20 protein-coding genes are annotated in these 19,660 nt (G+C 60.5%); 15 read left to right on the top strand and 5 right to left on the bottom strand.

What is annotated here, in order from left to right:
• Window positions 1–54: 54 nt before the first annotated feature.
• The 9 genes from mdcA to madM all read left to right on the top strand — a co-directional run bounded on the left by mdcA (window position 55) and on the right by madM (window position 7,309).
• Window positions 55–1,725 carry a malonate decarboxylase subunit alpha gene (gene mdcA, locus B0D71_RS22995; RefSeq protein WP_007987781.1) on the top strand — a complete coding sequence of 557 codons (1,671 nt, stop codon included), beginning with the start codon at window positions 55–57 and terminating at the stop codon, window positions 1,723–1,725.
• A complete protein-coding gene (locus B0D71_RS22990) occupies window positions 1,725–2,600 on the top strand; it encodes a triphosphoribosyl-dephospho-CoA synthase (RefSeq protein ID WP_103396756.1) in 876 nt (291 codons plus the stop codon). The genes mdcA and B0D71_RS22990 overlap by 1 nt, the downstream gene beginning before the upstream one ends.
• On the top strand, window positions 2,600–2,899 hold the full coding sequence (locus B0D71_RS22985) for a malonate decarboxylase subunit delta (protein ID WP_007975424.1): 300 nt from the start codon (window positions 2,600–2,602) through the stop codon (window positions 2,897–2,899). The genes B0D71_RS22990 and B0D71_RS22985 overlap by 1 nt, the downstream gene beginning before the upstream one ends.
• A complete protein-coding gene (locus B0D71_RS22980; protein WP_103396755.1) occupies window positions 2,892–3,743 on the top strand; it encodes a biotin-independent malonate decarboxylase subunit beta in 852 nt (283 codons plus the stop codon). Before B0D71_RS22985 ends, B0D71_RS22980 begins: the two co-directional genes overlap by 8 nt.
• On the top strand, window positions 3,740–4,543 hold the full coding sequence (gene mdcE / locus B0D71_RS22975; RefSeq protein ID WP_103396754.1) for a biotin-independent malonate decarboxylase subunit gamma: 804 nt from the start codon (window positions 3,740–3,742) through the stop codon (window positions 4,541–4,543). The genes B0D71_RS22980 and mdcE overlap by 4 nt, the downstream gene beginning before the upstream one ends.
• Window positions 4,537–5,157, top strand: coding sequence for a malonate decarboxylase holo-ACP synthase (locus B0D71_RS22970; RefSeq protein WP_103396753.1), 621 nt, complete (start codon window positions 4,537–4,539; stop codon window positions 5,155–5,157). The genes mdcE and B0D71_RS22970 overlap by 7 nt, the downstream gene beginning before the upstream one ends.
• Complete coding sequence (gene mdcH / locus B0D71_RS22965) at window positions 5,154–6,065, top strand: malonate decarboxylase subunit epsilon (RefSeq protein ID WP_103396752.1); 912 nt, start codon at window positions 5,154–5,156, stop codon at window positions 6,063–6,065. The genes B0D71_RS22970 and mdcH overlap by 4 nt, the downstream gene beginning before the upstream one ends.
• A gap of 61 nt (window positions 6,066–6,126) precedes the next feature.
• On the top strand, window positions 6,127–6,543 hold the full coding sequence (gene madL, locus B0D71_RS22960; RefSeq protein ID WP_103396751.1) for a malonate transporter subunit MadL: 417 nt from the start codon (window positions 6,127–6,129) through the stop codon (window positions 6,541–6,543).
• 1 nt (window position 6,544) lies between these two features.
• Window positions 6,545–7,309: a malonate transporter subunit MadM gene (madM, locus tag B0D71_RS22955; RefSeq protein ID WP_103396750.1), complete on the top strand. Its 765-nt coding sequence runs from the start codon at window positions 6,545–6,547 to the stop codon at window positions 7,307–7,309.
• A 93-nt stretch (window positions 7,310–7,402) separates the two neighbouring features.
• Here the strand turns inward: madM and B0D71_RS22950 are convergent, their stop codons facing one another.
• A complete protein-coding gene (locus tag B0D71_RS22950) occupies window positions 7,403–8,317 on the bottom strand; it encodes a LysR family transcriptional regulator (protein ID WP_103396749.1) in 915 nt (304 codons plus the stop codon).
• 223 nt (window positions 8,318–8,540) lie between these two features.
• Between B0D71_RS22950 and trhA the strand changes: the two genes are divergently transcribed.
• The 3 genes from trhA (at window position 8,541) to B0D71_RS22940 (ending at window position 10,389) form a co-directional block, all read left to right on the top strand.
• Window positions 8,541–9,158: a PAQR family membrane homeostasis protein TrhA gene (gene trhA / locus B0D71_RS22945; protein WP_103396748.1), complete on the top strand. Its 618-nt coding sequence runs from the start codon at window positions 8,541–8,543 to the stop codon at window positions 9,156–9,158.
• A gap of 92 nt (window positions 9,159–9,250) precedes the next feature.
• The gene (locus B0D71_RS31920; protein ID WP_240635653.1) at window positions 9,251–9,556 is read left to right on the top strand and encodes a transposase; all 306 of its coding nucleotides are present in this window, start codon (window positions 9,251–9,253) and stop codon (window positions 9,554–9,556) included.
• On the top strand, window positions 9,553–10,389 hold the full coding sequence (locus tag B0D71_RS22940; protein ID WP_240635652.1) for an IS3 family transposase: 837 nt from the start codon (window positions 9,553–9,555) through the stop codon (window positions 10,387–10,389). The genes B0D71_RS31920 and B0D71_RS22940 overlap by 4 nt, the downstream gene beginning before the upstream one ends.
• A gap of 122 nt (window positions 10,390–10,511) precedes the next feature.
• Here the strand turns inward: B0D71_RS22940 and B0D71_RS22935 are convergent, their stop codons facing one another.
• Both B0D71_RS22935 and B0D71_RS22925 read right to left on the bottom strand, forming a co-directional pair.
• Window positions 10,512–11,231 (bottom strand): 16S rRNA (uracil(1498)-N(3))-methyltransferase, encoded by a 720-nt coding sequence (locus tag B0D71_RS22935; protein ID WP_103396747.1) that lies wholly within the window; start codon window positions 11,229–11,231, stop codon window positions 10,512–10,514.
• A 199-nt stretch (window positions 11,232–11,430) separates the two neighbouring features.
• Window positions 11,431–12,837 (bottom strand): adenosylmethionine--8-amino-7-oxononanoate transaminase, encoded by a 1,407-nt coding sequence (locus B0D71_RS22925; protein WP_103396746.1) that lies wholly within the window; start codon window positions 12,835–12,837, stop codon window positions 11,431–11,433.
• A gap of 223 nt (window positions 12,838–13,060) precedes the next feature.
• Here B0D71_RS22925 and B0D71_RS22920 point away from each other — a divergent pair, with 223 nt between their 5' ends.
• Window positions 13,061–14,812: a flavin monoamine oxidase family protein gene (locus B0D71_RS22920; RefSeq protein ID WP_103396745.1), complete on the top strand. Its 1,752-nt coding sequence runs from the start codon at window positions 13,061–13,063 to the stop codon at window positions 14,810–14,812.
• Between the two features lie 409 nt (window positions 14,813–15,221).
• Here the strand turns inward: B0D71_RS22920 and B0D71_RS22915 are convergent, their stop codons facing one another.
• Window positions 15,222–15,770, bottom strand: coding sequence for a hypothetical protein (locus B0D71_RS22915; protein ID WP_240635726.1), 549 nt, complete (start codon window positions 15,768–15,770; stop codon window positions 15,222–15,224).
• 463 nt (window positions 15,771–16,233) lie between these two features.
• Between B0D71_RS22915 and B0D71_RS22910 the strand changes: the two genes are divergently transcribed.
• On the top strand, window positions 16,234–16,785 hold the full coding sequence (locus B0D71_RS22910) for a cytochrome b (RefSeq protein WP_103396744.1): 552 nt from the start codon (window positions 16,234–16,236) through the stop codon (window positions 16,783–16,785).
• A 32-nt stretch (window positions 16,786–16,817) separates the two neighbouring features.
• Window positions 16,818–17,411, top strand: coding sequence for a YceI family protein (locus tag B0D71_RS22905; protein ID WP_103396743.1), 594 nt, complete (start codon window positions 16,818–16,820; stop codon window positions 17,409–17,411).
• Between the two features lie 166 nt (window positions 17,412–17,577).
• Here B0D71_RS22905 and B0D71_RS22900 read toward each other — a convergent pair whose 3' ends face one another.
• Complete coding sequence (locus B0D71_RS22900; protein WP_103396742.1) at window positions 17,578–19,440, bottom strand: RNA helicase RhlE2; 1,863 nt, start codon at window positions 19,438–19,440, stop codon at window positions 17,578–17,580.
• Window positions 19,441–19,660 lie beyond the last annotated feature (220 nt).

Genomic DNA, 19,660 nt, shown 5'->3' with positions numbered 1-19,660 from the left:
CCCCACTCAACACTCCTAAGGTGACTCCCACGACAGCGAACCCGTGGAGTGGTCATGACAACAACAATATCCCCCGACTCGCGATGGACGCGGCGGCGCAGCGAAAAGCAGCGGCGTCTCGAGCTGGTGCGAGGTCTTGCCGACGGTGTGGTGTTGCCCACCGATAATATCGTCGCGGCGCTGGAGGCGTTGATCCTGCCCGGCGACCGCGTGGTGCTCGAAGGCAACAACCAGAAGCAGGCGGATTTCCTCTCGCGCTCACTGGCCAAGGCCGACCCCGCGAAGCTGCATGACCTGCACATGATCATGCCCAGCGTCGGGCGCGCCGAGCACCTGGACCTGTTCGAACGCGGCATCGCCCGCAAGCTCGACTTCTCTTTTGCCGGCACCCAAAGCCTGCGTATCAGCCAGTTGCTCGAAGATGGTCTGTTGGAAATCGGCGCGATTCACACCTACATCGAACTCTACGCACGGCTGGTGGTAGACCTGATTCCCAACGTCGTGCTCTCGGCCGGGTTCATGGCTGACCGCGCCGGCAACATCTATACCGGGCCAAGTACCGAAGACACCCCGGCGCTGATTGAGCCGGCGGCCTTCAGCGACGGCATCGTCATCGTCCAGGTCAACCAGTTGGTGGACGACGTCAGCGACTTGCCACGCGTCGACATCCCGGCGTCCTGGGTCGACTTCGTGGTGGTGGCCGACAAGCCGTTCTACATCGAACCGCTGTTCACTCGCGACCCTCGGCACATCAAGCCTGTGCACGTGCTGATGGCGATGATGGCGATTCGCGGGATCTACGAAAAACACAATGTGCAGTCACTTAACCACGGCATCGGTTTCAACACCGCTGCCATCGAACTGATCCTGCCGACCTACGGCGAATCCCTCGGCCTCAAAGGCAAGATCTGCCGTAACTGGACGCTCAACCCGCACCCGACCCTGATCCCGGCGATTGAAAGCGGTTGGGTCGAAAGCGTGCATTGCTTCGGCACCGAGCTGGGGATGGAGAACTACATTGCGGCGCGGCCGGATGTGTTCTTCACCGGGCGCGACGGCTCCCTGCGTTCCAACCGGATGTTCAGCCAACTGGCCGGGCAATACGCCGTGGACCTGTTCATCGGCGCGACTTTGCAAGTCGATGGCGACGGCCATTCGTCCACCGTGACTCGCGGGCGCCTGGCCGGTTTCGGTGGAGCGCCGAACATGGGCCACGACCCGCGCGGTCGTCGCCACGGCACGCCGGCCTGGCTCGACATGCGCAACACCGATGTGGCCGAGCCGATGCTCGAACGCGGCAAGAAACTTGTGGTGCAGATGGTCGAGACCTTCCAGGAGGGCGGCAAACCGACCTTCGTCGAAACTCTCGATGCGGTGGATGTGGCGAAAAAAAGCGGCATGCCGTTGGCGCCAATCATGGTCTACGGCGACGACGTCACCCACTTGTTGACCGAAGAAGGCATCGCCTACCTGTACAAGGCGCGCTCGCTGGAAGAGCGCCAGGCGATGATCGCCGCTGTCGCCGGGGTGACTGCCATCGGCCTGCGTCACAACCCCAAAGACACCGCGCGCATGCGCCGCGAAGGCCTGATCGCCTTGCCCGAAGACCTCGGCATCCGCCGCACCGACGCCACCCGCGAACTGCTCGCGGCGAAAAGCGTGGCCGATCTGGTGGAGTGGTCCGGTGGTCTCTACAACCCGCCCGCCAAATTCAGGAGCTGGTAATGCACGCACTTAACCTGCAACCCAAAAACCTGAGCCTGGTCGAACGGCTGGCGGACCTGGCAGTGGATGCGCTGATCGACGAGGCCGATCTGTCGCCGAAACCGGCATTGGTCGATCGTCGCGGCAATGGCGCCCACACTGATCTGCACCTGGGGCTGATGCACGCTTCGGCGTTGTCCTTGTGGCCGGCTTTTAAAGAAATGGCTGAAGCAGCCATCGAGTTCGGCGAAGTGGGCTTGCCCCTGCGCGAAGCCGTGGGCCGCATCGGTCGCGAAGGCGAGCAGGCGATGCTCGACACCACCGGCGGCGTAAACACCCATCGCGGGGCGATCTGGGCCTTAGGCCTGTTGGTCACTGCCGTGGCGCTGGAGCCTCAATCCTGCAGAGCACATAGCGTGGCGTTACGTGCTGCGCGGTTGGCCTTGCTCGACGACCGTTTTGCACCGCGTCCGCTCAGTCACGGTGCGCAAGTCGCCCAACGCTACGGCGCTCGCGGTGCCCGTGAAGAAGCGCAACTCGGTTTCCGGGCAGTGACCCAACGTGCACTGCCACAACTGCAGCGCAGCCGCGCCGCCGGTCATGGCGAGCAGAACGCCCGGCTCGATGCGCTGCTGGCGATCATGACGAATCTGGCCGACACCTGCGTGCTCTACCGCGCGGGCGAAGAGGGGCTAAACACCATGCAACGGGGCGCCAAGGCAGTACTCGATGCGGGTGGCAGTGCCAGCCTCGGCGGGCGTCGCCGCCTGCATGAGCTGGACCAACAACTCATCGCGTTGAACGCCTCACCTGGCGGTGCTGCCGATCTGCTCGCAGCCTGTCTGTTCATCGACCGTATCGAGTCTGGCGACGGCCTCATCCAGGGAGTGTTTTGATGGAAACCTTATCCTTTGAATTCCCTGCCGGGCAGCCGCCACGTGGCCGCACCCTGGTGGGTTGTGTCGGCTCGGGTGATCTGGAAGTGCTGATCGAACCGGGTCAGGCCGGCAAGCTGACGATCAACGTGCAGACCTCGGTCAATGGCAGCGAACAACGCTGGCAGCACCTGTTCGCACGGATGTTCGATGGCCAGACGCCGCCGGCGATGGACATCGACATCCACGATTTCGGTGCGACGCCGGGCGTGGTGCGCCTGCGTCTGGAACAGGGCTTCGAGGAGATCGGCCATGACTGACAGCGCATCCCTGCTGAACAAGCACAGCTTTGTCGAACTCGGTGCGCGGCAGCGGGCGAAAGCCTTGCTCGACGCCGGCACCTTCCGCGAACTGCTCGACCCCTTTCAACGGATCATGTCGCCGTGGCTGTCACGCCAGGGCGTGGTGCCGCAAGCCGATGACGGTGTAGTGATCGCCAAGGGCAACCTCGATGGTTTGCCGGTGGTGATCGCGGCCATCGAAGGCGCGTTCCAGGGCGGCAGCCTCGGTGAAGTCGGCGGGGCAAAAATTGCCGGCGCACTGGAACTGGCCGCCGAAGACAACCGCAACGGCATTGCGACCCGCGCTGTGCTGCTGTTGGAAACCGGCGGCGTGCGCTTGCAGGAAGCCAACCTCGGCCTGGCGGCGATTGCGGATATTCACGCCGCCATTGTCGACTTGCAGCAGTACCAGCCCGTGGTCGGTGTGGTGGCGGGCAGCGTCGGGTGCTTTGGCGGCATGTCGATTGCCGCCGGGTTGTGCAGCTACCTGTTGGTCACTCAGGAAGCGCGACTCGGCCTGAACGGTCCGCAGGTGATCGAGCAGGAGGCCGGGCTTGCAGAGTACGACTCACGCGACCGGCCCTTCATCTGGAGCCTGACCGGTGGCGAGCAGCGTTTCGCCAGTGGTCTGGTGGATCGCTATGTTGCCGACGACGTGGCGCAGATCCGCCAACAGCTGGGTGAGTTGTTCCAGCAAGGTTTGCCGGCGCAACCGCGCAGTCGTCAGGCCGAGCTGTTCCTGCAACGCCTGGCGCGTCTGGACGCCGAACCGCAAATCGAACCGTCAATGGTTCGCGACCTGTACCAAGGAGAACGCCCATGAGTTCGTATTCCCTGCGAGGTTTGAACTGGTTCAACGCCTTGAGCACCGGGGCGAAAGCGGTCGAGGGTTTGCCGGCTTCGCTGAAGGTCGCAGACGCCGTGCTGGGCGATCAGCCTGTGCGTTTCATCGCGGTGGTGGCCGACCCGGAAAACCGCTTCGTCCGTGCACGTAACGGCGAAGTGGGCTTGCTCGAAGGCTGGGGCCTGGCCAAGGCCGTGGATGAAGTCATCGCCGCTGATCAGAGCAAGGCACACAAACGCGCCCTGATCGCCATCGTCGACGTGCCGAGCCAAGCCTATGGTCGGCGCGAAGAGGCCCTCGGCATTCATCAGGCGCTGGCCGCTGCGGCGGACAGTTATGCCCGTGCCCGTCTGGCCGGTCATGCGGTGATCGGTCTGCTGGTGGGCAAGGCGATGTCGGGCGCGTTTCTGGCCCACGGCTATCAGGCCAACCGCTTGATTGCCTTGCGCGATCCGGGAGTCATGGTGCACGCCATGGGCAAGGCATCGGCGGCGCGGGTGACCTTGCGCAGCGTCGAGGAACTCGAAGCCCTGGCTGCCAGCGTGCCGCCCATGGCCTACGACATCGATAGCTATGCCAGCCTCGGGCTGCTGTGGGAAACCCTGTCGGTGGAGCAGATTGAGCAGCCGACTGCGGCGCATCTGGCGCGGGTGACCGATTGCCTGCATCAGGCGATTGACGATGTGGCCGCCGGTGGTCGTGATCTGAGCGGTCGCCTCGGTGCGAGTAATCGTGCGGCTTCGAGCAAGGTTCGCCAATTGCTGAGAGCGCAGTGGTGAATGCGCTTCTGGCTCACGACCTGCTGTGGGGGATGACCCCGCAGCAATTGCCTGCGGATGCGCCTGCGTGGGTGATTGAGTCGATCAGTGCCGGTCAGCCGGTGGTGGTCCGTCGCGCCTTGAGCGCGGTGGGGCAGGTGGCGGTGGGCGTGCGCGGGTCGTTGCGTGAACAGCGATTTGCGACGCTGATGGACGTCGCCGCCATCACGCGGCGGGTGCGGCCGGAAGAACTCTGCCATGTTCAAGGCAGGCGTGATTTCCCGGCGCTGCGAGCCTTGGCGCAACTGCGCCCGCACCTCGATGACAGTGGTTGGGTCTGGGGTGTCAGCGGCAGCGCCGGGTTCGAGTTGGCCAGTGGATTTGCCGCGTTGCACGAGGGCAGCGACCTCGATCTGATTCTGCGTACGCCATGTCCGTTGAGTCGTGTCGACGCGCAGGCGCTGGTGGCCGTTCTCGATACGTCCGTGTGCCGCGTGGACCTGCAGTTGCAGACACCTTCGGGCGCCGTTGCCTTGCGCGAATGGGCCAGTGCTTCGTCGCGGGTCCTGCTGAAAAATGCCACTCAGGCCAGTCTGGTCACTGATCCGTGGAACCCACAGGAGCAAGCAGCGTGAGCAGCTTGCTGGTGTTCCCCGGCCAGGGCGCGCAACAACCCGGGATGCTGGCGCGTTTGCCTCGGCAAACGTTGACCGAGGCGAGCGATCTGCTGGGTGAGGATGTCACGCAGCTGGATTCCGCCGAGGCGTTGCAGTCGACGAGGGCGGTGCAGCTTTGCCTGCTGATCGCTGGCGTCGCCGCTTCACGCCAGTTGGACATGACTGCGGACTACGTGGCCGGCTTGTCGATCGGTGCCTACCCGGCAGCAGTGGTGGCCGGTGCCTTGAGTTTCAGCGATGCGTTGCATCTGGTCAGCCTGCGCGGTGAGCTGATGCAGCAGGCTTATCCACAAGGCTACGGCATGACGGCGATCATCGGTCTCGAACTGGCCACGGTGGAGGGGCTTCTGGCCCAGGTGCACAGCGCGCCAATGCCGGTTTATCTGGCCAATATCAACGCCGATAACCAAGTGGTAATTGCCGGTAGTGATGCGGCTATGAAAGCGGTGGCGGAGTTGGCGAAAGGTTGCGGGGCTGGCCTGGCCAAGCGTCTGGCAGTGAGCGTGCCGTCCCATTGCCCATTGCTTGAGGCACCCGCGCAACGCCTGGCCGAAGCCTTCGCCAGCGTGTCGATGCAAACACCGACGATCGGCTACCTCAGTGGCAGTCGCGCGCGTCCGCTGATCAAGCCTGAAGCCTTGCGTGACGACCTGGCCTTCAACATGTGCCGCATCGTCGATTGGCGCGGCACGGTACAAAGCGCCTACGAGCGCGGCGTACGTCTACAGATCGAACTGCCGCCCGGCGCGGTGCTCACCGGGCTGGCGCGCCGGGTGTTCGAGCAGGGCACCGTGATTGCTTTCGACGGTGCGCGGCTCGATACCTTGCAGGCGCTGATGCGAGAGGAGGGCAGTCACCACTCCTAAAACCGACTCAGGCTTCGAACAACAAAAACAACATTCGAAATGCACTTTGAGGACTACAACAATGATTATTTACGGTGTGGCGCTGTTGGCGATCTGTACGCTGGCAGGGGTGATCATGGGTGACATGCTCGGTGTGTTGCTGGGTGTGAAGTCAAACGTCGGCGGTGTCGGGATCGCGATGATCCTGCTGATTTGCGCACGGTTGTGGATGCACAAGCGTGGCGGCATGACCAAGGATTGCGAGCTGGGCGTCGGCTTCTGGGGCGCCATGTATATCCCGGTGGTGGTGGCGATGGCGGCGCAGCAGAACGTGGTCACGGCGTTGCACGGTGGTCCGGTGGCGGTGTTGGCGGCGATCGGTTCGGTGGTGATCTGCGGCTGCACCATTGCCTTGATCAGCCGGACCCACAAAGGCGAACCCTTGCCCGATGAACCGGCGGATCTAACGCCGGTTGGCACTCCAGTGGGAGGTCGCTGATATGTGGGATCTCATCAAGAACGGTCTGGAGCACAACGGTCTGGTCACCGCATTCGCCTTTGTCGGCGTGATCATGTGGGTGTCAGTGGTGATCTCCAAACGCCTGACCTTCGGACGCATCCACGGTTCGGCGATTGCCATCGTCATCGGCCTGGTACTGGCCTGGGTCGGCGGCACGATGACCGGCGGGCAAAAAGGCCTGGCGGACTTGACGCTGTTTTCCGGCATCGGTCTGATGGGCGGCGCCATGCTGCGGGACTTCGCCATCGTTGCCACGGCATTCGAGGTGCAGGCCACCGAAGCGAAAAAGGCCGGTTTGATCGGTGTGATCGCGCTGCTGTTGGGCACGGTGCTGCCGTTTATTGTCGGCGCGTGCATGGCCTGGGCCTTCGGTTATCGCGATGCGGTGAGCATGACCACCATTGGCGCAGGTGCGGTGACTTACATCGTCGGGCCGGTGACCGGCGCGGCGATTGGCGCCAGTTCCGATGTGGTGGCGCTGTCGATTGCCACCGGCCTGATCAAGGCGATTCTGGTGATGGTCGGCACGCCGATGGCGGCGCGCTGGATGGGCCTGGATAACCCGCGCTCGGCGATGGTGTTCGGTGGGCTGGCCGGGACTGTCAGTGGCGTGACCGCCGGTTTGGCGGCGACGGACCGGCGCCTGGTGCCTTATGGCGCGTTGACCGCGACCTTCCACACCGGGCTTGGCTGCTTGCTGGGGCCTTCGTTGTTGTTCTTTATTGTTCGCGGGATTGTGGGCTGACCGTACCGACGCCATCGCGGGCAAGCCCGCTCCCACAGGGACAGCGCAGTTCCTGTGGGAGCGAGGCTTGCCCGCGATGCAGGCGACTCAGTTTCAAACCTGCCGATTGGCATACATCCGACACTCCGCCAGCAACGCCAGCAGATTCGGATCACGCTCCTTGGCCTTCAAGAACACCACGCCAATGTGCTGCTGCAACCGGTACTTTTCCTGCAACGGGATCAGCTTCACCCGGTTCTCGTAGACCGCCGCAATCCGCCCCGGCAGCAACGCATAACCCACGCCCGAACTGACCATGCTCAGCAGGGTGAAGATGTCGTTGACCTGCATCGCCACCTTTGGCTCGAACCCTGCCTGCTCGAATACCCGCTTGCCGTCCTGATGGGTGGCGAAGCCCTGGGTCAGGGTGATGAAGGTTTCGTCGCGGACTTCGGCCAGGTCGACTTCGGTTCGCTGGGCAAACTTCGAGTCGGCGGGGGTGGCGAGGAAGATGTCGTCGGAAAACAGCGGGATCTGCTCGCAATCCGGATCGTTGACAGTCTCGTCCAGCGACACCAGGGCGGCATCGACTTCCATGTTCTTGAGCTTGTAGAGCAGGTCGATATTGGAGCCCAGAATCAGGTCGATGTTGAGCTCGCTGCGGCGGATCTTCAAACCCATGATCAGCTGCGGCACGGTCTTCACCGTCAGTGAATACAGCGAGCCGAGTTTAAAGCGCTCAGCGGAGAACCCGGCGGCTTCGCGGGTCAGGCGCACACTTTCGACGACCTCCTGAATCAGCTTCTGCGCTCGCTCTTCCAGCACATACGCGCTTTCCAGCGGCGTCAGGTTGCGGCCTTCGTGCTTGAACAACGGGCAGCGCAGGGCGCTTTCCAGGGAATGAATCGCCCGATGTACGCTGACGTTGCTGGTCTGCAACTCGGCAGCGGCCCGTGCCAGGTTGCCGGTACGCATGAAAGCCAGGAACACCTCGAGTTTTTTCAGGGTCAACTCTTCATCGATCAGCATGGGGCGGACTCTTTTTGGTATCGGTCGATTGTGCCCGGTATTCACGGACCTTTGTAAGCGCTGGCTTGCCAGCGATAGCAAGCTTGAAAACAGCGCAAAATTCCATGGCTCCATCGCCGGCAAGCCGGCTCCTACAGGGGATTTGGGTTCTGTAACATTGCGCTTTTATGCTCCAGGCCCGAGCCTTGCGCTCTGCGGCAATGAATTTCGAGGTGAGTAACGCATGTATCACGGGGAAAGACTGAACGCCTGGACGCATCTGGTCGGGGCCGTGGCGGCGTTTGTCGGCGGGGTGTGGCTGATTGTGCTGGCCAGTCTCGACGGCAGCCCGTGGAAGATCGTCAGCATGGCGATCTACGCCTTTACCTTGCTGGTGCTTTACAGCGCATCGACCGTGTACCACAGCGTGCGCGGGCGCAAGAAAGCGATCATGCAGAAGGTCGATCACTTTTCGATCTATCTGTTGATCGCCGGCAGCTACACGCCATTCTGCCTGGTGACCCTGCGTGGGCCGTGGGGCTGGACGTTATTCGGGATCGTCTGGGGGCTGGCGCTGATTGGCATCCTGCAGGAGATCAAGCCGCGTTCGGAAGCGCGGATTCTGTCGATCGTGATTTACGCGGTGATGGGCTGGATTGTGCTGGTGGCGGTCAAGCCGTTACTCGCGGCATTGGGCGGCGCCGGGTTTGCGTGGCTGGCCTCGGGCGGTGTGTTGTACACCGTGGGGATTATCTTTTTTGCCCTGGACGACCGGCTGCGGCATGCCCATGGGATCTGGCATTTGTTCGTGATCGCGGGGAGTTTGCTGCACTTTGTGGCGATATTCTTTTATGTCCTCTAGACCGTGTAACGCCTATCGCCGGCAAGCTGAACTGGCCTAATTATTCCGGACACCTCTTAAGGGCGATATGATTTCGCCAACTTGGAGGTTCCATGAACGAAAGAAAGGTCTACACCCGCGAGTTCAAGCTTCAGGCTGCCAGCATGGTGCTTGATGATAACTGTCCGGTTCCAGATGTTTGTGCATCGCTGGATATTGGGCCCACCGCTTTACGGCGCTGGGTCGATCAGGTTCGCAAGGAACGCGAGGGACAGCCAGTCAAAGGCACCAAGGCGATTACCGAGGATCAGCGCCAGATCCAGGAGTTAAAAGCCAAGATCAAGCGCATGGAGATGGAAGCCGAGATCTTAAAAAAGGCTACCGCTCTCTTGATGTCGGATCCCGATCGTTTTCGATGATTGCGGAGCTTAGAGAGTCATTCCCGACCGCCTTGCTGTGTCGTGTTTTCGATGTGAAGCGCAGCAGCTTTTATGAGTGGCTTCAGCGGCTCGCCAAGCCGCAGGTCAGACGCGAGGAGCTCAAGCTGAAAGTGGTTGAGCTTCACAGCGAAAGCCGTGAAGCCATGGGCTCCAGGATGATCAGCAAGGGCCTGAATTCGCAAAACATAGCGGTCGGAAGGAGTCTTGTCAGAGCGCTGATGAGGGAGGCAAACATTGTCAGTAAACAACGCCAGCCGCATCCATTCAGGTCCAAGGGGGTTGAAGCATTTGTTGCGCCTAATCGACTCAAACGCAACTTCAAACCGACTGCTGTTGATCAGGTCTGGTGTGGCGACGTTACCAGTTTGATGGTGGGCAAGCGCTGGGTTCACCTGGCCATCGTAATTGACCTGTTTGCTCGTCGAGTCATTGGCTGGGCATTCTCTCTAGTCAATGACGCCAACTTGGTCAGCAAGGCGCTACGCATGGCGACAGAGGTACGAACCTGCCCGCCGGGGCTGATGTTCCACTCGGATCAGGGCTGTCAGTACACCAGCCGCAAGTTTCAAGAAGAACTGGCCCGCCACGGCATTTTGCAAAGCATGAGTCATCGCGGACAGTGCTGGGACAACGCTCCAACAGAGCGTTTTTTCGGCACACTGAAATCAGAATGGGTTCCCCGCAGCGGCTACAGCATGGTCGAGGAAGCAAAAACCGACATGGTGCGCTTCTTCATGTACTACAACCGCACCAGGCTCCACAGCTATAACAACTACCTGTCGCCAATAGCTATGGAGCAAAAAGCGGCATAAACACCGTAATCGGTGTCCGGGATTACTTGACCAGTTCAAGCCGGCTCCTACAGGATTGATGTCGGTCACGGTGTTGGCGGCAACCCGATACCTGTAGGAGCTGGCTTGTCAGCGATAGCGTCCTAGAAGTCACCCCAAAGCTGCTGGGCCACCGCCAACGCCACAACCGGCGCGGTCTCGGTGCGCAACACCCGAGGGCCGAGGCGGGCGGCATGGAAGCCGCTGGCCTTGGCCTGATCGACTTCGGCATCGGACAAACCGCCCTCCGGACCGATCAGGAATGCCAGACTTGAGGGTTTGGCGTGGCTCACCAAGGGCTCGGCCACCGGATGCAGTACCAGCTTCAACTCAGCCTGCGTCTGCTTCAGCCAGTCAGCCAACAACAGTGGCGGATGAATCACCGGCACTCGCGAGCGCCCGCACTGTTCGCAAGCGCTGATTGCCACCTGACGCCAGTGCAGCAGGCGTTTGTCGGCGCGTTCGTCCTTGAGCCGGACTTCGCAGCGTTCGGTGAAGATCGGTGTGATTTCAGTGACGCCAAGTTCCGTGGCTTTCTGAATCGCCCAGTCCATGCGCTCGCCCCGGGACAGGCCCTGGCCGAGATGGATTTGCAGCGGCGATTCGACCTGCCCGGCGAAGCTTTCATCGATCTGCACCACCACGCGTTTTTTGCCGACGTCGACCAGCCTGGCGCGAAACTCTTGGCCCGAGCCGTCGAACAGTTGCAACGCATCACCCTCGGCCATGCGCAGCACACGGCTGATGTAATGGGCCTGGGCTTCGGGCAACTCGTGCTCGCCGGTGCTCAGGGGGGCGTCGATGAAGAAGCGGGACAGTCTCATGATGAATCTCTAAAAATTGGATCGGAGTCGCATTTGTGGCTGACGGGCCTCTGTGGCGAGGGGGCTTGCCCCCGTTGGGGCGCGAAGCGGCCCCTAATTCGGCCATTGGGTTGCATCAGTTAAAACGCATTGGCCGTTTTACGACTGCTTCGCAGCCGAACGGGGGCAAGCCCCCTCGCCACAGGGTAATCAGTGACTGTCAGCCCGGATCACGGAACCCTGGATGGAAGTCCTTTGGTACCGCCACGCTGACACTGTCACGGGTCGCAATGTCGATCCCTTCGCTGGCCACTTCGGCGAGGAAGTCGATCTGCTCCGGGGTGATCACGTACGGCGGCAGGAAATACACCACGCTACCCAGTGGCCGCAGTAAAGCACCGCGCTCCAGGGCGTGCTGGAACACCTTCAGACCGCGACGTTCCTGCCACGGGTAAGCTTCCTTGCTGGCCTTGTCCTTGACCATCTCGATGGCCAGCACCATGCCGGTCTGGCGCACTTGCGAAACATTCGGGTGATCGACCAGATGCGCAGTGGACGAAGCCATGCGCTGCGACAGGGCCTTGTTGTTCTCGATGACATTGTCTTCTTCGAAGATGTCCAGGGTCGCCAATGCCGCCGCGCACGCCAGCGGGTTGCCGGTGTAGCTGTGGGAGTGCAGGAAGGCGCGCAGGGTCGGGTAGTCGTCGTAGAAGGCGCTGTAGACCTCGTCTGTAGTCATGCACGCCGCCAGCGGCAGATAGCCGCCGGTCAATGCTTTGGACAGGCACAGGAAGTCTGGACGGATACCGGCCTGTTCGCAGGCGAACATCGTTCCGGTGCGACCGAAGCCGACGGCGATTTCGTCGTGGATCAGGTGCACGCCATAGCGGTCGCAGGCTTCACGCAACAGCTTGAGGTACACCGGGTGGTACATGCGCATGCCGCCGGCGCCCTGGATCAGCGGCTCGACGATCACCGCCGCGACCGTGTCGTGGTTTTCGGCCAGGGTCTGCTCCATGGCGGCGAACATATTGCGCGAATGCTCTTCCCAGCTCATGCCTTCGGGGCGCAGGTAGCAATCCGGGCTCGGCACTTTGATGGTGTCCATCAGCAGCGCTTTGTAGGTCTCGGTGAACAGCGGCACGTCGCCCACCGACATCGCCGCCATGGTTTCGCCGTGGTAGCTGTTGGTCAGGGTGACGAAGCGCTTCTTGTTTGGCTGACCGCGATTGAGCCAGTAGTGAAAGCTCATTTTCAGCGCGACTTCGATGCAGGACGAGCCGTTATCGGCGTAGAAACACCGGGTCAGGCCTTCCGGCGTCATCTTCACCAGGCGCTCGGACAGTTCGATCACCGGTTGATGACTGAAGCCGGCAAGGATCACGTGTTCGAGCTGGTCGACCTGGTCCTTGATGCGCTGGTTGATCCGTGGGTTGGCGTGCCCGAACACGTTCACCCACCAGGAGCTGACCGCATCGAGGTAGCGTTTGCCTTCGAAGTCTTCCAGCCACACACCTTCCCCGCGCTTGATCGGGATCAGCGGTAGTTGCTCGTGATCTTTCATCTGGGTGCAGGGATGCCAGAGCACGGCGAGATCGCGTTGCATCCACTGATTATTCAGGCCCATTTTCACTCTCCTGGAGGCGGTCCGTTACCTGCGCGGACAAACAATCGCGCAAGCCTATGCAATGCGTGCCACGGGGACAACCCATTGTGTCGAATGAGCTACTTTGTTCAGGCCGATAGACGTTGCTGGCGGGTGTTTGAAGGCTGACGTATCCTTCGCGGTTCTTGAGCCGTCTGGCTCGCAAATACTGCTGTTTTCCTCGTGTAATTCCGGAGTTCGCTGAATGTCTGTCGGTTGGCTGCGCGCCTGTGCGCTGGTGATGTTGGGGCTGTTCAGCGTGTCTGCGCTGGCCAAGGATAAAACCGCGATCGTGATCGGCGGCGGCCTGTCGGGCCTGACTGCTGCGTACGAGCTGCAGAACAAGGGCTGGCAGGTCACTCTGCTGGAAGCCAAGTCGAGCCTGGGCGGCCGTTCCGGCATGGCCACCAGCGAGTGGATCGGCAACGACAAGGCCCAACCGGTACTGAACAAGTACGTATCGAACTTCAAGCTGAGCACCACGCCGGCCCCTGAGTTCGTGCGGACCCCAAGCTACCTGATCGATGGCGAGTATTTCTCCGCCGCCGACCTGGCGACCAAACAGCCGGCCACCGCCGAAGCGCTCAAGCGCTTCGACAAGACTGTGGATGACCTGGCGCGCTCAATCGACGATCCGCAGAACCCGGCCGCCAACAACACGCTGCACGCGCTGGATCAGATCAACGTGTCGAGCTGGCTCGACAAGCAGAACCTACCGGCCACCGCGCGCCAGTTGATCAACCAGCAGATCCGTACCCGCTACGACGAACCTTCGCGCTTGTCGCTGCTGTACTTCGCGCAGCAAAGCCGCGTCTACCGTGGTGTTTCCGATCGTGACTTGCGTGCCTCGCGCCTCGTCGGTGGCAGCCCGGTGCTGGCCCAGGCCTTCGTCAAGCAGCTGAAAATCATCAAGACCAGCTCCCCGGTCTCGGCGATCATTCAGGACAAGGACGGTGTGACCGTCAAAGTCGACAGCGTCGGTTATCAGGCTGACTACGTCGTGCTGGCCGTGCCACTGCGCGCCCTGAACAAGATCCAGATGACCCCGGCGCTGGACGCCCAGCACCTGGCGGCGATCAAGGGCACCAACTACGGTTGGCGCGACCAGATCATGCTCAAGTTCAAGACGCCGGTGTGGGAAAGCAAGGCGCGCATGTCCGGTGAGATCTACAGCAACGCCGGCCTGGGCATGTTGTGGGTCGAGCCTGCCCTGAAGGGCGGTGCCAACGTGGTGATCAACCTGTCCGGCGACAATGCGCGGGTGATGCAGGCGTTCGGCGACAAGCAGATGGTCGATCAGGTGTTGATCCGCCTGCACGCGTTCTATCCACAGGCTCGCGGTTCGTTCACTGGCTATGAAATCCGTCGCTACAGCACCGACCCGTCGATGGGCGGCGCTTACCTGGCCTTTGGTCCGGGCCAGATCAGCAAGTTCTGGCGCGTGTGGGAACGCCCGATTCAGCGCGTAGCCTTCGCTGGCGAGCACACCGACACCCTGTACCCTGGCACCCTGGAAGGCGCGCTGCGCACCGGTCAGCGAGCGGCCAGCCAGGTTGAAGACCTGGCGGCGGGCAAGTCGTTCGAACCGGCGAAAGTGGGCGCGGCCGCCGCGGCGGCGGGCGCTGGTGCGATGGCGGCGAAGAAAGGCAACTTCTTCAGCAACCTGTTCGGCGGCTCGGATGACGAGAAGAAGCCAGAGCCGGTCAAGGCACCTGAGCCAGTAGCACCTGCTCCTGTGCCAGCACCTGCCCCGGCCGTTGCACCGGCTCCGGTCGAAGCACCGAAGCCTGCGACTCCGGTAAAAGCAGAGCCGGCCAAAAAGGCTCCGGCGAAAACGCCAGCCAAGACCGAGGCGAAAAAAGCTCCGGCCAAGGCACCGGTCAAGAAGGCTGAGCCGGCGAAGAAGCCAGCGACCAAACCGGCTGCGACCCCGGCAACGGATGCCAAGGCGCAGTAACGGTCAGGCGTAAAAAAGCGCGGCTCAAGGGCCGCGCTTTTTTTTGCCTATCCTTCAAACGTGAGATATCCGATTTTACCTGAGGAATAACCAGGAATCGCACAATCCATGATTCCGGTCCTACACGTTTCGGCGATATATCAGACACTTCCCACAAAACAATCAGAAGGAAATTATATATATCCCCTGGCTTGAAACTTTATGCTCTTAAAAATTGGAGGGCGTATGAAAGCACTAGCAGCAATATTCATATTTACAACGCTTTATGGCTGTGCGGGTGGGCAGCTGTTTCCCAAAGGATACGGTCCTGAGTTGGTTTATAAATGCGATATAAATCCGTATGATCCTGATTGCTTACAGCCACCTCCAGTTTTAAAAAGCTCTTGAATAGGTAAGTAGTTGATCATTGTTAAAGAGGGCCTAATGAGAATTTCCATTCATATATCTGTTTGCCGTCCGGAAGCACTCTGACCAGCCTTTCCTTTGGCTTTGGAATGCGGCCAGGGACAAATCCAAAGCGAGCCCAGCGCAGGCTGCCCGTCCGTCCATCGTAAATGACTAGATTTCCGTCACCTTGCATGACCATACAAGCGTTGTACCAAAGCGATTTATCAGTGCTATGAGTGCTTTCGGCAATCCATAGACGCTTTCTAGATGGGTCGTATAAAAAGCCATTATTGCTGATTACAAACTGCAGTCGTTGATTCATTCTTTTTTGATATAAAGTCCTGCTATAAATTTGATTGGCATCCGCAACCCAAACTACAGCACCATTGTCGGTAATAACCAAATTTCCGTCAGCCTGCAACACCAATCGAAATTGTCCATTTTCAGACATGAGGTACTGTCCCGCCGACATCATTTGATTGGGGGCAGTAAAGGCGAGCCGTTTGCTTGGAATGGAGTGTAAGTAATAGCCATGTTTTTTTCCTTGTTCAATGAACTGTTGAGGTCTCATTGAACCAAGTTCAACTACGGAAGTGGCAATACATATTTATCGCTTGAATAAAAAAACCGTCGATGTTTAGCCTGAAGCAGAAAAGGAAAGGGCCGTCATCAGGTGTTTGGATCGGGGAGGGTGGAGCCTGCCAGGACGGCACCGGTCAAAAAACTGAATCGGAGAGCAGTGGAGCGGCCACTGAGACCACAGCGCAGTAACGTTCAGGCGAAAAAAAGCGGGGCTCACGGGCCGCGCTTTTTTTTGCCTGGAGAAAAACCGGGAGCAGAATCGAATAAACCATTTGATACAGGTGTTCACTGGTTTGTATTCACTTTTTCTCACAATTTCGACTTTAATCTTTCCTTAACCCTTCGCCTTCAGACTCTTGATCGCATTTTTCGATATTTCAAAGCGAAATTTTCCGCTTTAATTCGATAGATAACTCGATAGTCTTGGGCCAGCACTTACAGGGATCTAGGCAATGCAGCTACGTAACTCTACCTCCCGCTACGGCTGGGTCAGCATCTTCATGCACTGGGGCGTGGCACTGGCCGTGTTCGGTTTGTTCGCGCTGGGGCTGTGGATGGTCGACCTGGGTTATTACGACACATGGCGCAAGGCTGGGCCGGATCTGCACAAGAGCATCGGTTTGATCCTGTTGGGGGTCATGGTATTGCGCGTGTTGTGGCGCTTCATCAGCCCGCCGCCGCCAACGCTGACCAGCTACAGTCGCATGACGCGTCTGGGCGCCATGTTCGGCCACGCCTTTCTGTATTTCTGTCTGTTCGCTGTGATGATTGCCGGTTACCTGATTTCCACCGCAGAAGGTGTCGGGATTCCGGTGTTTGACTGGTTTGAAGTGCCTGCCCTGGTTTCCGGACTGCCGGACCAGGCAGATAACGCCGGTGCGATTCACCTCTACCTGGCGTGGGTGCTGGTAATTTTTTCCGGCCTCCATGCGTTGGCAGCATTGAAGCACCACTTTATCGACCGTGATGTGACCCTCAAGCGCATGCTGGGTCGCAAAGCCTGAAGTTCAACCTCGACTCCCAAGGAAAACAAAGCATGTTGAAAAAGACTCTCGCCGCTCTGGCAATCGGCTCTGCTCTGCTGTCCGCCAACGTGATGGCGGCTGACTACACCGTCGACAAACAAGGCCAGCACGCCTTCGTCGACTTCAAGATCAGCCACCTGGGCTACAGCTACATCACCGGTACCTTCAAGGACATCGACGGCACGTTCAGCTTCGACGCTGCCAAGCCTGAAGACAGCAAGATCGAATTCAACGTGAACACTGCCAGCGTCTTTACCAACAACGCTGAGCGCGACAAGCACGTCTCCAGCAAAGACTTCCTGAAAGTGGCTGATTTCCCCAAGGCTACCTTCAAGTCCACCAGCGTTAAATCCACCGGCAAAAACGCCGCTGGCAAAGACACTGCCGACGTGACCGGCGACCTGACGATTGCAGGCGTAACCAAGCCAGTGGTGGTCAAGGCCACGTTCCTGGGCGAAGGCAAGGATCCATGGGGCGGCTACCGTGCTGGCTTCGAGGGTACCTTCAGCATCAAGCGTTCCGATTTCGGCAAGATGATGGACCTGGGTCCACAGTCTGACGCCGTGGATATGTACGTAACGTTTGAAGGTGTTAAAGCGAAGTAATGCTGAGCCTGTAGGAGCTTGCTTGCCAGCGAAGGCGTAATTGGCGACGCCACAGAAATCAGGGTGATCCCATCGCCGGCAAGCCGGCTCCTACAGGTCCTGTGTTGATGCATTAAAAAATGCCCCTGATCTCGCGATCAGGGGCATTTTTCATTGCGGCGATAACTCAGCGATTGCGGGTCAGCAGCGCTGGTTTCTCACCACGGGGACGGCTTGGCAGTTGATCCAGTTGCTCAGGTGTCGGGAAGCGGTCGGCTTTGGACTCCTTGTGCATGATCTTCGGCGCCGGGCCACGCGGGTTCTGCACAGCCGGTTCCGAACGTGGCGGCTCATCACGGGCCGGGCGACGATTGCGCGAGTCTTCGCGGCGGGCCTGGCCGTCGCGCGGTGCGCCACTGCGAGGGCCGCTGCGCTTGGCCGGTGGAGTGCCGGTGCTGGCGCCATCGCTGTTGCGTGGACCGCTCTGGCGACCTTGTGGTTTGCCGGAACGTGGAGCGCCCGAACCCGCAGCGGTGCCTTGTGCCGATGCACCTGGACGGCGACCACGGCCTTGAGCCGGTTTCTGCTGCGGCACGTAGTCGACGCGGTTACCGAAGTTATCGATATCGTCGTCCAGGAACTCGTCCGGGGCGCGGTCAGCGGCGGCACGAGGAGGCTGAGACGGACGCTGTTCGCGAGCCGGAGTGCCTTCGCGTGGCTTTTGCTGGCGGGCCGGACGCTCGCCGCGCTCACCCGCCGGTTTTTCCTTGCCCTTGTCTTTGCCTTTGTCCTTGCGACCGCCACCGCTGCCGTTCGGACCATCGCCGCGCGGGCCACGTGGATTACGCGGGTTGCGCATGTCCGGACGCTCGCGCACTTCAGGCTTTTCCGCCTCGATGGTGCTGGCATCGAAGCCCATCAGGTCGCCGTCGGCGATTTTCTGTTTGGTCATGCGTTCGATGCTTTTCAGCAGTTTTTCTTCGTCCGGGGCTACCAGCGAGATCGCCTCGCCCGAACGACCGGCACGGCCGGTGCGGCCGATGCGGTGTACGTAGTCTTCATCGACGTTCGGCAACTCGAAGTTGACCACGTGTGGCAACTGGTCGATGTCCAGGCCGCGGGCGGCGATATCGGTGGCCACCAGGATGCGCACGGTACCGGCCTTGAAGTCGGCCAGGGCTTTGGTGCGGGCGTTCTGGCTCTTGTTGCCGTGGATCGCGACGGCGCTCAGGCCGTGTTTGTCCAGGTACTCGGCCAGGCGGTTGGCGCCGTGCTTGGTGCGGGTGAACACCAGCACCTGTTCCCAGGCGCCGGCCGTGATCAGGTGAGCCAGCAAGGCACGCTTGTGGCTGGCCGGCAGACGGAATACGCGTTGTTCGATGCGCTCGACCGTGGTGTTCGGCGGCGTGACTTCGATGCGTTCCGGGTTGTGCAGCAGCTTGCCGGCGAGGTCGGTGATGTCCTTGGAGAAGGTCGCCGAGAACAACAGGTTCTGGCGTTTGGCCGGCAGTCGCGCCAGCACTTTCTTCACGTCATGGACGAAACCCATGTCGAGCATGCGGTCGGCTTCGTCCAGCACGAGGATTTCCACGTGGGACAGATCGACGCTGCCTTGGCCGGCCAGGTCGAGCAGACGACCAGGGCAGGCCACCAGCACGTCTACGCCACGGGCCATGGCCTGAACCTGCGGGTTCATGCCGACACCGCCGAAGATGCAGGCGCTGACGAACTTCAGGTCGCGGGCATAGACCTTGAAGCTTTCATGCACTTGGGCTGCGAGTTCGCGAGTCGGGGTCAGGACCAGTACGCGCGGCTGGCGCGGGCCGTGACGCTGGGATTTGTCCGGGTGACCGTTGGGGAACAACCGCTCCAGGATCGGAAGGGCGAAACCGCCGGTTTTACCAGTACCTGTCTGTGCCGCAACCATCAGGTCGCGACCTTGCAACACGGCGGGAATAGCCCGCTGTTGCACCGGAGTAGGCTCGGTATAGCCCGCCGCCTCGATAGCGCGGACTAAAGCCTCGGAGAGACCGAGGGAAGCAAAGGACATGAGAAATCCTGTTTTAGTTAGGGCTTGGCCCAATGGGAGTCTTGCCTGGCGCGAATGGCGTTTAAGGAGACGCTATCCCGTCCGGTCCTGCTGGGTCTCGAAGGCTCGTCTGCAAGTGCTCGCGCGGGCTGAAAGCTGCGCAGTAGCGGGGTTGAGATGCCTTTAACGATTCCGAGCGTCCGGGCGTGAGCCTGGCGGGAAGGCCGGAGTATAACAGAGC

The organism is Pseudomonas laurylsulfativorans (assembly GCF_002906155.1).
Lineage (GTDB): Bacteria > Pseudomonadota > Gammaproteobacteria > Pseudomonadales > Pseudomonadaceae > Aquipseudomonas > Aquipseudomonas laurylsulfativorans.
Note: the sequence above shows the minus strand (reverse complement) of the source record. Positions and strands in the feature narration are given on the sequence as shown.

Coding starts and splice junctions, on each gene's coding strand:
- mdcA (WP_007987781.1), top strand. CDS start 55: ATGACAACAACAATATCCCCCGACTCGCGATGGACGCGGCGGCGCAGC.
- B0D71_RS22920 (WP_103396745.1), top strand. CDS start 13,061: ATGTCTGTCGGTTGGCTGCGCGCCTGTGCGCTGGTGATGTTGGGGCTG.
- B0D71_RS22935 (WP_103396747.1), bottom strand. CDS start 11,231: ATGAGACTGTCCCGCTTCTTCATCGACGCCCCCCTGAGCACCGGCGAG.
- mdcE (WP_103396754.1), top strand. CDS start 3,740: ATGAGTTCGTATTCCCTGCGAGGTTTGAACTGGTTCAACGCCTTGAGC.
- B0D71_RS31920 (WP_240635653.1), top strand. CDS start 9,251: ATGAACGAAAGAAAGGTCTACACCCGCGAGTTCAAGCTTCAGGCTGCC.
- B0D71_RS22905 (WP_103396743.1), top strand. CDS start 16,818: ATGTTGAAAAAGACTCTCGCCGCTCTGGCAATCGGCTCTGCTCTGCTG.
- B0D71_RS22900 (WP_103396742.1), bottom strand. CDS start 19,440: ATGTCCTTTGCTTCCCTCGGTCTCTCCGAGGCTTTAGTCCGCGCTATC.
- trhA (WP_103396748.1), top strand. CDS start 8,541: ATGTATCACGGGGAAAGACTGAACGCCTGGACGCATCTGGTCGGGGCC.
- B0D71_RS22925 (WP_103396746.1), bottom strand. CDS start 12,837: ATGGGCCTGAATAATCAGTGGATGCAACGCGATCTCGCCGTGCTCTGG.
- B0D71_RS22910 (WP_103396744.1), top strand. CDS start 16,234: ATGCAGCTACGTAACTCTACCTCCCGCTACGGCTGGGTCAGCATCTTC.
- B0D71_RS22990 (WP_103396756.1), top strand. CDS start 1,725: ATGCACGCACTTAACCTGCAACCCAAAAACCTGAGCCTGGTCGAACGG.
- madL (WP_103396751.1), top strand. CDS start 6,127: ATGATTATTTACGGTGTGGCGCTGTTGGCGATCTGTACGCTGGCAGGG.
- B0D71_RS22950 (WP_103396749.1), bottom strand. CDS start 8,317: ATGCTGATCGATGAAGAGTTGACCCTGAAAAAACTCGAGGTGTTCCTG.
- B0D71_RS22940 (WP_240635652.1), top strand. CDS start 9,553: ATGATTGCGGAGCTTAGAGAGTCATTCCCGACCGCCTTGCTGTGTCGT.
- madM (WP_103396750.1), top strand. CDS start 6,545: ATGTGGGATCTCATCAAGAACGGTCTGGAGCACAACGGTCTGGTCACC.
- B0D71_RS22985 (WP_007975424.1), top strand. CDS start 2,600: ATGGAAACCTTATCCTTTGAATTCCCTGCCGGGCAGCCGCCACGTGGC.
- B0D71_RS22980 (WP_103396755.1), top strand. CDS start 2,892: ATGACTGACAGCGCATCCCTGCTGAACAAGCACAGCTTTGTCGAACTC.
- B0D71_RS22915 (WP_240635726.1), bottom strand. CDS start 15,770: ATGAGACCTCAACAGTTCATTGAACAAGGAAAAAAACATGGCTATTAC.